The organism is Mesorhizobium robiniae (assembly GCF_040545535.1).
In the GTDB taxonomy this organism is placed as follows: domain Bacteria; phylum Pseudomonadota; class Alphaproteobacteria; order Rhizobiales; family Rhizobiaceae; genus Mesorhizobium; species Mesorhizobium robiniae.
In genome coordinates this window covers 68,655-83,146 of record NZ_JBEPMC010000013.1, presented here as the reverse complement: position 1 = coordinate 83,146, position 14,492 = coordinate 68,655, and the positions used below count along the sequence as shown (strand labels likewise).

Annotated in this window: 9 protein-coding genes and 4 pseudogenes; 4 read left to right on the top strand and 9 right to left on the bottom strand. The window is 58.8% G+C overall.

Translation table 11 applies throughout. The annotated features are described in order from the left end of the window. Positions 1 to 261 precede the first annotated feature (261 nt). From ABID19_RS28590 to ABID19_RS28560, 7 genes and pseudogenes are all read right to left on the bottom strand, one after another. Positions 262 to 1,458, bottom strand: coding sequence for a DUF932 domain-containing protein (locus ABID19_RS28590; RefSeq protein WP_263805006.1), 1,197 nt, complete (start codon positions 1,456 to 1,458; stop codon positions 262 to 264). Positions 1,459 to 2,217: 759 nt separating this feature from the next. Next, a pseudogene (locus ABID19_RS28585) lies at positions 2,218 to 2,378 on the bottom strand (cold-shock protein). A gap of 299 nt (positions 2,379 to 2,677) precedes the next feature. Beyond that, the gene (locus tag ABID19_RS28580; RefSeq protein ID WP_244425823.1) at positions 2,678 to 3,214 is read right to left on the bottom strand and encodes an RES family NAD+ phosphorylase; all 537 of its coding nucleotides are present in this window, start codon (positions 3,212 to 3,214) and stop codon (positions 2,678 to 2,680) included. 50 nt (positions 3,215 to 3,264) lie between these two features. Beyond that, on the bottom strand, positions 3,265 to 3,876 hold the full coding sequence (locus ABID19_RS28575; protein WP_006199596.1) for a hypothetical protein: 612 nt from the start codon (positions 3,874 to 3,876) through the stop codon (positions 3,265 to 3,267). A 540-nt stretch (positions 3,877 to 4,416) separates the two neighbouring features. Then, positions 4,417 to 4,710 carry a hypothetical protein gene (locus tag ABID19_RS28570; RefSeq protein WP_263805008.1) on the bottom strand — a complete coding sequence of 98 codons (294 nt, stop codon included), beginning with the start codon at positions 4,708 to 4,710 and terminating at the stop codon, positions 4,417 to 4,419. 1,232 nt (positions 4,711 to 5,942) lie between these two features. Next, a pseudogene (locus tag ABID19_RS28565) lies at positions 5,943 to 6,412 on the bottom strand (formyltetrahydrofolate deformylase); the annotation flags it as partial. A 112-nt stretch (positions 6,413 to 6,524) separates the two neighbouring features. Then, a complete protein-coding gene (locus tag ABID19_RS28560; RefSeq protein WP_263805009.1) occupies positions 6,525 to 6,710 on the bottom strand; it encodes a hypothetical protein in 186 nt (61 codons plus the stop codon). Between the two features lie 106 nt (positions 6,711 to 6,816). On the opposite strand from ABID19_RS28560, the gene ABID19_RS28555 reads away from it, so the two are divergent. Continuing rightward, positions 6,817 to 7,134, top strand: coding sequence for a hypothetical protein (locus ABID19_RS28555; protein ID WP_006199600.1), 318 nt, complete (start codon positions 6,817 to 6,819; stop codon positions 7,132 to 7,134). Between the two features lie 114 nt (positions 7,135 to 7,248). Here ABID19_RS28555 and ABID19_RS28550 read toward each other — a convergent pair whose 3' ends face one another. Next, positions 7,249 to 9,207 (bottom strand): putative bifunctional diguanylate cyclase/phosphodiesterase, encoded by a 1,959-nt coding sequence (locus tag ABID19_RS28550; RefSeq protein ID WP_263805010.1) that lies wholly within the window; start codon positions 9,205 to 9,207, stop codon positions 7,249 to 7,251. 265 nt (positions 9,208 to 9,472) lie between these two features. Next, the gene (locus ABID19_RS28545; RefSeq protein ID WP_263805011.1) at positions 9,473 to 9,754 is read right to left on the bottom strand and encodes a hypothetical protein; all 282 of its coding nucleotides are present in this window, start codon (positions 9,752 to 9,754) and stop codon (positions 9,473 to 9,475) included. A 1,152-nt stretch (positions 9,755 to 10,906) separates the two neighbouring features. Here ABID19_RS28545 and ABID19_RS28535 point away from each other — a divergent pair. The 3 genes and pseudogenes from ABID19_RS28535 to ABID19_RS28525 all read left to right on the top strand — a co-directional run. Continuing rightward, positions 10,907 to 12,722 (top strand): annotated as a pseudogene (locus ABID19_RS28535) (sensor domain-containing phosphodiesterase). A gap of 84 nt (positions 12,723 to 12,806) precedes the next feature. Further along, positions 12,807 to 13,841: a sensor domain-containing diguanylate cyclase gene (locus ABID19_RS28530; protein ID WP_263805016.1), complete on the top strand. Its 1,035-nt coding sequence runs from the start codon at positions 12,807 to 12,809 to the stop codon at positions 13,839 to 13,841. Positions 13,842 to 13,924: 83 nt separating this feature from the next. After that, positions 13,925 to 14,471 (top strand): annotated as a pseudogene (locus ABID19_RS28525) (IS630 family transposase); the annotation flags it as partial. Positions 14,472 to 14,492: the final 21 nt, after the last annotated feature.

Genomic DNA, 14,492 nt, shown 5'->3' with positions numbered 1-14,492 from the left:
GCGGCCGGGGCCTTTCCCCGAACCTCCAAGCCCGTCAAAACCCTCCCCTCCCCCCTCTGCCTCCAGGCCTCACGCCGACCCGGCCCCGGCTCGCGGATCTCGACGCGACCAAGCCGCCGGAGGGGCCTCCAGCATGTTGGTCACAAGGTTCTCCCACGAAAAAAGCGCCGTCCACTTGCTTCGGAGGACCGCGCTTGGATTGATGAAGACGGCCCGGAGGCGAGGCCGGCGACGAGAGTTTTCGTGCCGGCCTCCTCAGGATCAGGCGGCGAAATCGAGAAGCTTCTTGGCTTTGCCCTCCATGTCCAGGCGGACATCCTGATGCGGCTTGTCGCGCGCGACCCGCGTGATGCCCTGCACGAAATCAAAGATCGATTCCGGTGGTCTGCCTTCCTCCATGAGAACAGTATCGATGATCTTCGTGGTCTCGGACTTGGAGAAGCCGCACTTGCGCAGGAAGCCCTGGCGATCTTCGTCGTCTCTGGCAACGATCCGTTGCCGCGCCGTCTTGATGCCGTTGACGAACGGCATGGGCGAGGAATCGGCAAACTGGATCAGCGCCGGCTCGGCTTCAAGGGCGAAACGGGAGGCCGCGTATTTTGAATGGCGGATGGTGATTTCCTCGAAATCTTCGACGCCCCATAAATTACGATTCTGGCACACTGCGCGTAGATAGAAGCTGGCGATGCCGAGGGTGCGGGCTCCGACTTCGGAATTCCAGCAATAAAAGCCACGGAAGTACAGATCCGGTTCCCCATTCGGCAGCCGCCCGGCCTCGATCGGGTTCAGATCGTCGACGAGGAACACGAAGACATCGCGATCTGACGCGTAGAGCGTCGTGATGTGGCGGGAGATGTCGACGTGCGGATTGTAGATTCCCGTCGACCAGTCGAGCACTCCTGGCACCTTCCAACGGGTGTCGCCGGTACCGTTGCCGGCGATTTTCTGCACGGCGTCGACGAGTTCTGAGTCAAATATTCTGCCGTAATCCGGGCCTGTCACCGCCCGCAACTCGAGGCGCCCGTTCTCGATTTCCAACGTCTTCACCTGCTCGGCGCGGTGGTTGAGGAGACCGTGCTGAAGGTTGATCGCCGCGAGCGGGGCTGGAAGCTGCCGCAGATAGGTGGCCGGTGCGCCGACCAGGCTGGCGAGTTGGCCAAAACTCCAATGCGTGGGGGCAACAGGGGCAGGCGCATCGGGCAGCATTAGCCTCAGGCGCTCCGGATCGTCGCGGCTGGCCTCGACGCGGATCAGCTCACTTTCGACGATGCGGGTTTTACTGCGCTCCGACCGGCTCTTCACCGCATTTCCAAGGTCGTTGAGCGACAGGTATCGCTCGTCCGCCGGCCGGTTGAACCATTCCGACGACACGCGGCCAATACGCTGGCCGCGGCTGACGTCGACCTTGTAACCGGCACGCTCGTTGCGCTTGGGCGCAAGAATTTTCATCTGAGTCATGGGCGTTGCTCCTTGGCGGACGCCGGGAGACTCTCTCCCGGACCTTTACCCGCCACCGCACCCCGCCCGCCCTCTTCCTCTCCCGGCACCCGCGCACCACTAGCAGCGTCGCCATTGCGGCAGCGGCCGCCTCAAGGCTGGCACCCAGAAAGGAAGGCTAGGGCTTCAGGAAAGCCCGAGCCTGGGACCAAGCGCCGCTTCACCCTCCGGACGCGTCAGAATTCGCTGTGCTTTCTTGCGCAACAAGACCGGTGCCCATCCGAATTCAGGTAGCGGCCTGCTGAAATTGGACAGGCAACTTGTCTTGAGATTGAGGCGGCGACTTGCCATTGCCCTTCGAATGACCGGCAAGAATGACAGGTCGAGAAGACGGCATCAGTCTTCCGCCTGCCGGGCTGGCGAAGATAAGCCATCGACTTGACAGCTCTCACCAAGGTTCTCATTTCACCCGGTGAAGTGGCAAAGCGATATTGCACGATTCTGGGCATCGAGATCGCGCAACCAGCGGCCGGACGTTGGCTCAGTTTACCCGTTTCTCGCGCGCAAGAAAAAGACCGGACCAAAGGTCCGGCCAAGTATGAAGGTTAAAACCTCCAGAGGGGAACGCGTCGGACGAATGGGAGGAAACATCCGACGCAGCGCGCATATAGGTCAGCAAATGTGACACTTCAACGACATGCCGATAGGCCACCAGACTTGATCATCTTGGTGCACTGAAGTTTGTGTGCTTGATGCGCTTGCCGAAATCACATGGCTGGTTTAGCCAGCCTTGCTCAGGTTGCCGGCCGACGATTTGCCGGTCCGCCGATCCTTTTCTATCTCATAGTGGACCTTCTGGCCGTCAACGAGTGTCAACAAGCCCGCGCGCTCGACAGCAGAAATATGGACAAAAACTCCTGTCCACCACCGTCGGGCTGGATGAAGCTAAAACCCTTGGTCGCGTTGAACCACTTTACCGTTCAAGTCGCCATATAGGTGTTTCCTTGCCGGTTTATCGTGGACCCCAAGATCACATGGAAGGAAGGACCAAACGGCCCCCGTCATTTCCGAGCGCGACGGCAGGCGGCTTGAACTTCGTGTCAGAACAGACCCTGAGAGAACCATTCAAGAGTGCAAAAACATCCGAGACATGGTCATCAACGGCATGTAACCATTTAAGGCATGGGAATGTGTGATGGGGATGTGTTTGAGCTAAGCGGCACGCTCGGCGTTGGTTCCACTAGTGCGGAGCGAGTCCGACGTTGTATCGGCTGGCCAAACGCCAAAACCAATCCTGGTCTAGCTCTGAGACCCTTTCTGCCTCGACCAGTGCATCGGCGCATCGATCGAATAACGCGTAGCAAAGCTCTTCGTCGTCATGCCGCGCATTATAGGCAATACCGTCGCCATTGACCGGGTGTCGTGATAGCGCCTGCGACCAAATCTGAGATGTGTCGTATGGCAAACCCGAATGGACGATCTCTGCGGTAGCGCCGAGCACGGCGAGTCCCGGACCAGCAAGCTTGATCAATGACAGATCCGACCTCAGTTGCAGCCGAACGTAGGCCTTCCTTGCAAGGAGGTCGGTATCAATTAGCGAACGTCCCGGGCTTCTTAGGAAGGTTTCGGCAAATGCTCCTTCCGATCTCTTGGCGACATACAAAACTCCGTATGTCGCATCCGGCGCGTTTAATCTACCATCGCGAGACCTGTCGAAATATATCGGCTCGTATCTGGCGGTGTAGAAGCGATAGACATTCGTCCCCGCCGGCAACACCACCAACTCAGGAGTTCGCCTAACCAAATCTGGGGGCGGTAGCGGCCCGCTCACGCTCCCTGTGTGCCCATTCTCCGCGCGGCGTTGACGACCATGTCGATGTCGCCTGCCTTAAGGACGTCGATGGGTCTACGTCCGCTCAGCCTGTCATCTGGTTGGGCGAGGAAGTTCAGCACCGTCCAGGGATTGCTCGTCGGCAAAGCGTCACGCACTGTCTTCAGGCCCGCGACAACAGCGCCATCCCGGGTGAACTGGAGCGTGGGGTAACTTCTTCGATTGCTGGGACCGGGGACGGCAAGCAGACTGCCTTCCTGCACCCGTTTGTCTATCGCCTGGCGCGATACGCCTTGCATTAACGTCCTGACCTGCTCCAGATCATAGGCGCCACCCGCCTGATGCAAATCTTCCTGAGCGATGCGAACCCCGTCCAGAAGGGCCTGAGATCGCGCATCCGGCTTGAATGCATCGCTGTTGACAACTGGAGTTCTGACTTTGCGGACATGACGAGCGACGACCTCGCGAACAGTGCCAAATCGCGTTGAGCTAGCGCGTTGGATTTTTCGAACCAACTCACTATTTTTCGACACGATTGCGATCTCCGTTCCGGCGGGAAGTTCAAAACCCTGCAAGAATGCTACAGGATCGCCTTCTACGGTCATCATTGCGACGGTCCTTCCAGGCGTCTTCCTACGTGACCTCTTCGCCAACGGGGGTTTGGGTTGCGTGTTGTGTGCCATATCGATCTCCTACATCGAAGATGGTGCAGGAGAGCAACTTTGTCAACTTCGACAACTTTGCAAACGCCGATGATTGGCTTGGTGCCTACCCCCGACGTTGGCGACGGCGATCTTGAGCGTAAGGCCCATTCGGGCGAACCTTCGCAGTCCAGACCCTCGAGAAGCGGTTCCGAGATGTTGAAGCTGACGTTCCGGTCATCATAGCCATAGTCATCGACGTAGGCCCTTGTCCGGAATCCGGTATGAATCCCGGCTGCGATTAGGGCTCCGTTCAAAACATCGGCGGCCCCAGCGTTCGCTCTCCCGATAGTCCTTCAAGTCTCGCAATCTAGCGCCCCATTGCCATCAGCATTTCGTCCATTCGTTCGAACAGTCTCGGGGGGCGTGACTTGCCCACTAGATATATGCGAGCCTCTCCCCGTTGCAACTCGCCCAGCTCTTAAGAGAGGACATAAGTCTCACGGATCAATTACACTCCAGCTTCGAGAGAGGCCCGCCCCACCTTTCGCAACAGCGGGCTTTCGTGAGATCGGGCAATATCCGCATCTCCACGGTTGAGCCAACAGCCACGCGGCTCAACCTCTGTCTGAAGTCGGTTGCGGTGGCGGCTTGCAAATTCAAGCTGCTTTTTCGAGCGCCGTGGACCAGGTCCTTGACTACCTGGCATTTCATGATCTCGGCCGCCGTGTCATCAGCCGCAAGCAGCACTGTAAATGGCCTTTCGGCGATGTGTTTTTTCCGCCGGCGCCAGCTAGCCATCCAACGTCTCCCCCAAATCCGGTGCAGACATCAGCGTTCGTCGATTGGTGGCTTGCTAGCAAGGCCGAGCCTGGCTCGTTGGTCATCGGCGGAATTTTCGGCCGGAGACTGTGTCTTGAACCGAAGAACTGTCAGTTTGCCGTCCTCAACAATATGAACGACCCATCCCCCACCGGCGCGTTTGACGCGCACGTCATTAGGTTCGCCAGCCACCATCGCTGCCCCTCATTTTCGTCGCCCTGGACCGAGACTGGAAGTCACTCCCTGCACCGCGAACAACACGGGACCTTACGTTACGTCAAGCAGAGATTTTCTGATAACTGACGCGCTCTATGGTTTGACCGCAGCGGCAATTTAGGTCCGGAACGTTCGGGCGCGCGTCATATTGCGATCGGATCGATTTAGATGCCCAAATTTTGCATTTTTATGCAGCCTTAATTATCTGCAGCTAATGTGATTGGGAGCGCGTATCCAGTTCGTGTAGCTCTGCAATAAAAGCCCGCCACTCTTGCCCTCAAGAGTAGCGGGCTTTTCGGCTGTGAAACGCTGGCGCGGAGAAGCTGTGTAGGTGGGATGTGCCGAACGACAGTTGGCCGCAAACAGGTTGCGACCGGTGTGCGGCAGGACATCGTCGGCAAACCGTGGTTTTTATAGCAGCGCGTCAAGATCGCTCCTGGTTTTGCCGAGCCGGCATGCGCAGCCACGGCGTTCCAGCCGAACTGAATCCGGCGCGCATCGTTAAATGTGGCGTTTTCGACTGGGTTGTTGTCGAGCTCGAGCCGGCCGTCGCCGAGGAAGCGAGTTAGCCCTCCCAATGGGCAAGACCATAGCCGATGTCTTCGGCCAGCTTTGAGCCCGAGGAGATCATCGACAATTGCTTCAAACCACGGAAAGGCGGCGATGATCGGGGGGCATTACCTGCTGTCAGGCGGTGAGCCGAGCTTATGGCGTCATGCCGCGGACCGTCGCATCGACGGGCGTAGAGCGTGGCGATCTGGCGCACGGCGGCTTCGGCGATCGGGGACTTGGTGTTGTGCGCCAGCTTCCAAAACGTCGGTTGCGGCGCGGCGATCGATCAGAATGAGATTCGTATTGCCTCACCGGGGAATGCTCCGGACCGACATTGGTAGGCTGGACCGACATCGCAAGCCTTGTTTTCATACTCTCGCCTGCTTCAGCACCTCAATAACAGTTGCCGCCACCTGCTTGCCGTCGATGGTATTTGTCATCGCTTAGCCCATGCGCTCAGAAGCGTAGCTTCCCGGGCTTGCCGGGGAGACGACGGTTCGTCTGCCGTTGATGAAAGTGCGGTGGTGTATATGCGCATGTATGGCGCGTGCCAGCACTTGGCTTTCGACGTCGCGGCCCATCGAGACGTAGTCCTCGGCTGACTGCGCATGGGTGACGCGCACCGTGTCCTGCTCGATAATCGGGCATTCGTCGAGATCGGCGGTGACGTAGTGTGCTGTTGCCCCGATCAGCTTGACGCCGCGCTCATGGGCCTGCTTGTAGGGATTGGCGCCCTTGAAACTTGGCAGGAAAGAATGGTGGATGTTGATGATGCGGCCGGACATCTTGTTGCACATCTCGTCGGAGAGGACCTGCATGTAGCGGCGAGCACAATCAGCTCGGTGCCGGTCTGCTCAGCCAGATCGAGGATCTGCGCCTCGGCCTGAGCCTTGTTCTGCTTCGTCACCTTGACCCGCTGTTCCTAGCCCTCAGCCAGGTCCCAACCCTCTGCTGGATGCCGATCGTCATTCTCATCGTCGGCATTGACGAAGGCTTGAAGATCATCGTGATCGGATGGTCAGCTTTCACTCCAGTGGTACTGAACACATCCCAGGGCGTGCGCGACACCCGTCCTCGTTGCGCTCTATGCCGCCGGGGTCCACCGTCGCCATCAGCGTCGTCGGAAAAGTCCTGATACGCCCTGGAGCCGACAGGCCGGTGCCGTCCGTCGTCACGATCACGGTGCCGAGATGTTTTGTCAGTGTCGTCACGTGGCCTCACCTGTGGTCGCGCACGAAGGATGGAATCACGTCGTGCAGTTGTCATTCGTTGCTGCCTGGTTATATGGTTGCCGCCGACAGTCAGAAGAGAGCTTCCATGAATCCGATCAGACAGGTTCTCAACGTCCTGCTCCCCATCCGCCCAATTTCCGGCAAGAGCCCGGTCCGCTACAGGACAACCGCCCAAGCTCTTTCGTCGGCAATTCGGATCGCACGGCGCCGCAAAGCTGTCGACCTTGCTGCATCATTCGCCACTGAATCTGTTATCGAGGAGATCGAAAACAGTTCTGTGCCTTGGGACTTCCTGAAGGACAGATCCGACGATGCTGCCCGGGAACCGACGCCTGCCATGGCCAAGAAAACTGTCGGAAATTCCGATGAGTTCGCGGAGTGGCATCGTCTGCCATCAAGATGAAAGCAGACCCATTGCCTCAAGAAAAATGTTGCCGGATGGCGTCCGCCTCGCCTCGTCACCGTTGGCATACGAGATAAAACCAGACCATCACCGGTAAAGTGCGGGTCGTGCCATTCATGTATTTAGCTGCTGACCAAACGACTCCGCAGCAGTGCCATGAATGTCGTCAATCCGGATAGGTTTCCCGATTAAATAGCCTTGAGCTTCGTCACATCCGACGCGGCGAAGATAGTCGAGCTGTTCGGGAGTTTCGACGCCTTCGGCCGTTACCTTAATTCGAAGCTCGTGCGCCAATTCAATCAGTGATCTCACAATCGCGGCGCAGTCCGCATCGGTGAGCATATCCTGGACAAAAGATCGGTCGATCTTGAGCCGCGAAAGAGGCAATTTACGAAGATACGTGAGTGATGAAAGGCCAGTGCCAAAATCGTCAAGGGCAACTGTGATGGATAGAAAACTCCACGATTGTAACAATGAAATGGCGCCTTCAAAATCCGAAATCAGCACCGACTCCGTAATCTCGACCTCCAGTCTTCGGGGCTCCAAACCGGCTTCAGCCAAGGCCATTGCAATTCCATCCAGCAAGGCCTTGTCCTTAAGCTGCACTGCCGACAAATTGACGGAGACCCGCAAGTCGCGCGGCCATTGTGCCGCGGCCAAGCAAGCCGTCTTGGCGGCCCAATGTCCGATGCCGTGAATCAATCCGGTTTCTTCAGCGATAGGAATGAACTCCGCTGGAGGGATCGCGCCAAGGGTCGGATGCTGCCACCGCAGAAGCGCTTCAAAACCACAGATGCGATCGCTCCCGAGGTTGAGAAAGGGTTGAAATGCGAGCCAGAGCTGGTCGTTGGCGAGCGCGGATGCCAGATCGCGTTCAAGGGCATGGCGCCTTGCAGCAGCCTCATCGTCATTTGCGCTGAAAAACTGGATGGAGCTCGCCCCCCGCGTCTTGGCCCTGTATAGCGCGGTATCGACGCACCGCAGGAGCTGGTTGGCATCCAAACCGTCAGTGGGCGCCAGAGCGATGCCGATAGAGGCCCTGCAATATATTTCGCGCCCTTCGATCAAGAACGGCGCGCGCATGACATCTATGATCTGTTTGGCCAAGGACCTGATTTGATCTGGCCTGATATCGCGTGCAGCGATTATTGCAAATTCGCCGCCCTCCAACCTGGCAATGCCATCGCACTCGCGCGTCGATTTGCGAAGTCTCGCAGCCACTTCGACCAAAAGGGCATCCGCCATTGCTCGACCAAAGTGATCATTCACCTCGTCGAAATTGTTAAGGTCGAATAAAAGTAACGCAAAGTGCTGGTCGAACTGCTTTGCGTCCACCAACGCGGTCTCAAGCCGCTCGTTGAAGCTGAACCGGTTTGGCAAACTGGTTAGAACATCCCTGCGAATGGCATTTTCGCTTTCCGCTTGTAGAATGAAGCGTTGGGTAAATTCGGACGCGTGAGCAAGCACTGCACGAAACAGCGTGATGGCGTAGCTCACTATCAGGATTGCGACGGGCAGATTGACGGCGTCTCCCACCCGCACAATGGCAACCGCCGAACCGACGAAGATCGGTAGCGTATACGCGATGGCCGCAATAGGAATCGTGCAAAAGGAAGCGGCACCGCCTGCGATCATCCCCGCGCTCAGGCAGGTGATGACGACTTGGGCGGCAGTTGTTGCCCCACCGAAGAACAGAATGGGAAGTGCGCCCCACCAAGTACCGAACAGGAAGGCGTTCCGCACCAGGTTTTGCGTAGTCCGACGAGACACCGACCTTGGTTTGACTGACCGAAACGATGATCTCGCTCTCAAGCCCACGAAACCAGCGGCGACGATGATCCCACTCGACCAGACGATGGCTTTCGTCTGGTCGGGCGAGCCCCAAACCGCCATAACAAGAGTGGCTGCATTGAGTATATTGGCAACCATGCCAAGAAGGGTGTTGCGAAGCACGATACTGACCTGCTCCGCTCTAATGCGGCCGGCAAGTGGTTCGATCGTCGAGGGCCCGCCAAAAGCCCGCAGGTCGCCCGCCAGAAGGTCCCCGAGCCTTGCGGCAGACAGACGCTGCATCACTCTTTCACCCCCCGCTCTAGAGTAGTCGCTGCGTGTTGATCCCCTACCGAACAATTCGGTAAAAGTAAATTTCCCCCAGCGCCGATCGTCATATCGCTCTTGTGGCGGACGCCGCGATCATGCCTGCCGAGCAGAGGGACCCCGCCCGGTCGCCATGATCCAGTCGGCCCGCTCGAGATGGATTCCGCGGCTTTCGACGCGGCGGGCCTCCTCCTTCGAAGCTGGAGTGTCAGCAGCTCCAGAAGGTTTTCAGATCTTCTCTTCAGCGCCGAGCGACTTGCAGGCAGAGTTGACGCAGGTCGTTATCATAGGTGCCTTCGTTGTTGATGACATCGACGCAGCGCTTCTTCATCCGCGCCAGTTGGCCGCTCGATATGTTGGCAGAGATGCCAGGCGGATTGGGATTGCTGGGAGTCCCGATGGTCGACGGAGTGGCCCCGACACCGAGGCCGGTCCCGGTTCCGGTTCCGACCGCTGCGGTGGCGTTGTCGGTCCCCAGAGTTACATTGGCAACACCGTTCGTTCCTCCGACAGCAGGCGCCACGCCGGAGCTGCCGATTGAGGCAGTCGCGTTGGCGCTGTCGGCACCGATTGAGGCATTAGCACTACCGTTTGCTGGTGCACCGGACCCGCCGACGTTGGCGCCAGCGCTTCCGCCCCCCGACGGATACGCCGCCAATGCCACCTATACTAATTCCAGCGGCATTGGCTGGCATGCAAAGAATTGCGAGAACCGCTCCGCTGGCAAGGCTGCCAGCGAGACATTTGAATATTCTTGTCATTTGATGCCTCCCTTTTATATACGGCAATTACAGATTCAAAGCACTGCACTTCCGACAACGAGAAGACGAGCCACAGGTTTCACCAAGAAACAAGTTTGGCTACGACATGGATGATTGTTCTGTAAAATCGGATCAACCAAATACAATAAAATTCTAGCTCTATCATTTTCGCGCAAAGAGGGCGTTCCCACGGGCCAAGATCGACGGGTGACGAAAAGTAATTGCGCCGGGATTGTTGCTAGGCTGCTAAAGGAGCGCGATCCCCCCGATTTGGTCCGCGACGGACCTAATTCGCGCAACGCGATGGGGACCTCCGGCTTCGACAATGATGCGCGGGCGTGGATGGATGAAGGCGTCGCGTGAGGACGACGCTCGTCAGGTACGGGCGCATTGCGGAACTGGAGCGCGACCTCATTGCGGTCACACCTCAAGGACGCCATCGACGTTTGGATGTCGGACTTGAGCTTCGCAATGCGAAGTTCCGCCTTGAGTGCCTTGAGGAATGCATCGCCGGAGTAACGAGGAAAGGTGCGCGTTAGGGGAAGCTTCACCGCTCTCAATGCTTGGAGCTAGTGCGACTGGTTGGAGGGGAAGCCAGATGCGGTCTGCAACCATGGTCTCTCCTTCAGTGATGGCCGACCTTCCAATATCTGGAGCACCAGCGATCGCTAACGTATGGCGCTCAAGGCGCGTGGCGGACGCACGGGAACACTGAGACCGCCTTCACTCGCCGCCCGTCGCTGTGGTGGATCCTCCCGCGGAAACGGGTTCGTCCAACTTATAAAGAATTGCGCGACATTATCATCTCGTACACTGCGACTCCTCAAAGGGATTTCACCAGGAATGCCAGCAGGGTATTCAGGAACGCGGATTGGCGGGTTAACGTGCTGCATCTCCAGAACACTATTCTCGAAATGATCGCCCGGGGCGAAACGCTCGAAGCGACGACGGACCGTCTTTCCCAGCAGATCGAGAAACTGTTGCCGGGCGTCAGATGTTCCGTTCTGCGCGTTGACGGTAACGGCCTGTTGCATCCTCTCCCAGGGTCCAGCTTCCCGAATGAATATGTGGCTCTTCTCGAGGGCCTGATGATTGGCCCGCTTGTGGGCTCCTGCGGCAGTGCGGCCTATTTCGGAAAGGCGGTGGCTGCGAAGGACATCGCGACCGACCCGGGCTGGGTCAGCTTCAAGGAGCCTGTCCTGGCACTGGGCCTGAAGGCCTGCTGGTCGAGCCCGATCTGCGACGCAGAGGGCGCCGTGCTCGGCACCTTTGCCCTGTACTTTACGGAGAAGCGCGGCCCCCACGCCTCGTGAGGAAAAGATCGTCGCCTCGTCTACCTCCCTGTGCGCCATCGCGCTTGAGCGTCACAAGCGGGTCATCGAGCGAGAGCACGGCGCCTATGTTGATGCCCTCACCAACCTGCCGAACCGGGCCAGCTTGGACGTCGCCCTTGAGCGGCTGTCCTGTGTCCAACCGGGCGCCTGGGCGGTCCTGATCATCGACCTCGACAACCTCAAACCCATCAACGACACCTTCGGCCATGCGGCTGGCGATGCTTTGCTACAGGCCGTGGCTTCACGTGTCGCCGAAAGCGTAGCGCCTGACCGTTTGTTCCGCATGGGCGGCGACGAGTTCGTCGTAATCCTTCAGCGAGCCGTAGCGCCCGCCGGCATTGAGAGCACGGCGCGTCATATTCTCGACACTCTCGCTGTGCCCGCCGACTGCGACGGGCACATGATCCTGGCACGGGCTACCATCGGCGGCGCAGTGTTGTCAGCGGGGGACGTCGATGCGAAAAGCGTGCGCCAAAACGCTGATTTCGCGCTCTACCACGCCAAGGAAACTTCGCGAGGCGGCTTCGTGCTGTACTCGCCGGGAATCGGCAGCGCAATCAAGACCCGGATCGAGGTGATCCGCGATGTTGACGTGGCATTGCGCGAAGGCCGGATCGACGCGTTCTATCAGCCGATCCTGCGGCTCGACACCCGCGCGATCGTCGGCATGGAGGCCCTATGCCGCCTTCGCAAGCCGGATGGCGAGGTCGTTTCCGCCGCTGCTTTTCACCAGGCGACGTCCGATGTCAGCGTCGCCTCGAATCTTACGGAACGCATGATGGCGATCGTCGCAACGGATGCGCGCGCGTGGCTGGATCAAGGTATTCCGTTGCAGCATGTCGGCATCAACATTACCTCAGCCGATTTTCATAGCGGCACGCTTTACGCGCGTCTTCAAGCCGCCTTCGGCCGCGAGAACGTTCCGTTGAAGCACATCATTTTGGAGGTCACGGAGTCGGTCTATCTCGGCCAGCGCGATCCGGTCGTCGCTCGGGAGATCAAGGCGTTGCGAGCCCATGGCCTGCGTGTCGCACTCGATGATTTCGGAACCGGTTTCGCTTCGCTCACGCATTTGCTGACGGTGCCGGTCGATATCATCAAGATCGACAAATCGTTCATTGATCGCCTTGTCCAGGGAGATCCGAGCCTGGCGATCGTCGAGGGCTTGGTCGGCATCGCTCGCAAGCTCAATATCCAGGTCATCGCCGAAGGCATCGAGAACGAAACCCAGGCCGTCTTACTTGCGGAGATCGGGTGTCAGCTTGGTCAGGGATATCTGTTTTCGCAAGCGGTGCCGCGTCAGATCGCGAAAGGGCTTTTGAAGCGGTTCGGGCGACCGCCTGCTGAGGAGGCTTGGATGGCGGGCGAAGCGAACCCAATCGATCGGAGCGCCTGACAGAAACCCTCCCTGGGGTGGCTTGAACAACCGATAAAGAATGCTGCGGCGCCCCCCACAAAAGTGTCCGAAGAGGAGATAAATATGCGCCTGCCATCCGCGTCACAGCTTATTCGCAAGGCTTTTGGTCGCACCGGGTCCGGGCAATCGCCGGCCGGCCGTGCTATCCCTTCGGACATTCTCCCGGAGGAGACGAATTTCCGGATGCTCACTGAGAACAGCGGTGACGTCATCATGCAACTCGGACCGGACACGAAGGCACGCTACGTTTCACCGTCATGCACCCGACTTCTGGGATGGCTGCCGGAGGAGATGGTGGGGCATGGTCCGGAGGTGTTCGTTCCGCCCGAGCATCTTCAAAACATCGCCGCGGCAGCCGCGCTCTTGCTTGCCGGGGCAGATGAAGGCGAGCCGCTTGCGATCGAGATTCGACGGAAGGATGGGAAAACCGTCTGGGTGGAGACCAAGGCGCGCATCGTGCGTGATCCGCTAACTGGCGTTCCTGGCGACTTCGTGCTGATCATGAGAGATATTACAGAACGCAAACGGCTCGAAGAACAACTCCGCTCGCTTGCGATGACGGACGGGCTGACCGGCCTCGGCAACCGCCGAGCCTTCGATGAGACCCTGGACAGGGAATGGCGGCGCACCGTTGGCAGCGCTGGACAGATGTCCTTGCTGTTGCTCGATATCGATCGTTTCAAAGGCTTTAATGACAAATACGGTCATCAGGTAGGCGATGATTGTCTTCGTGCCGTCGCTGCCGCTATGAAAGACGTGCTTCATCGTCCTGGGGATCTGGCATCGCGATACGGCGGGGAAGAACTCGCCGTCATCTTGCCTGATACCGACAGCGAGGGAGCGCTCGAAATAGCGGAGCGGCTGAGGATCGCAATCGAAAACCTCGGCCTGCCTCATGACGACAACCCGGAAGGCGGCGGACACGTCACCGTCAGCATCGGTTCAGCGACCGCACTGTCACGATCGGGCGGGACGATCAGGATGCCGGAAGGCCTGCTTCTCGCCGCCGACACCGCCCTTTACAAGGCCAAGCACAAAGGCCGAAACCGCGTCGAAGTTGCACTGCTGCTCGCATCGGAAGGTCCCGACCCGGTCTGATCAAAGCACGCCACAGCCTAGTCATCTGGAACTAAAGTTCGTTACATTGTAAGCTGTTCGCCTATTTGATGGAGGGTGCAGCGATGGCGAACGCGACAGGCCGACCGACGGCGCCTCTGGTTCTGGGGCTGGAAGAGCGCGAATATCTGGAACGACAGGTGCGTCGGCAGCGTGTAGCGCGATCCATGTCCGAGCGGTGCCGGATCATTCTTCGTTGCGCCGACGGCATTGCCAGCAAGACCGTCGCAGCTGAGCTGGGGGTGCATGAGCATACGGTCGGCAAGTGGAGGCGCCGCTTCCTCAAGGATCGCGTGGAGGGTCTGCTGGACGAAGCCCGGCCAGGCAGGCCCCGTACGATCGATGACGATCAGGTCGCCGCCGTGATCGAGCGGACGTTGCGCTCCACGCCCAGCGATGCGACCCATTGGTCGATCCGATCGATGGCCGGTGCGACCGGCTTCTCGCACACGACGATCCGCAGGATCTGGACCGCCTTCGGGCTGCAACCGCACCGCTCGGAGACGTTCAAGTTGTCGAGTGATCCCCTGTTCGTCGACAAGGTGCGCGACATCGTTGGGGCTCTACCTGTCGCCACCCAATAGGGCGCTCGTGCTCAGCGTCGACGAGAAGAGATCCCATGGGGAGTGGATA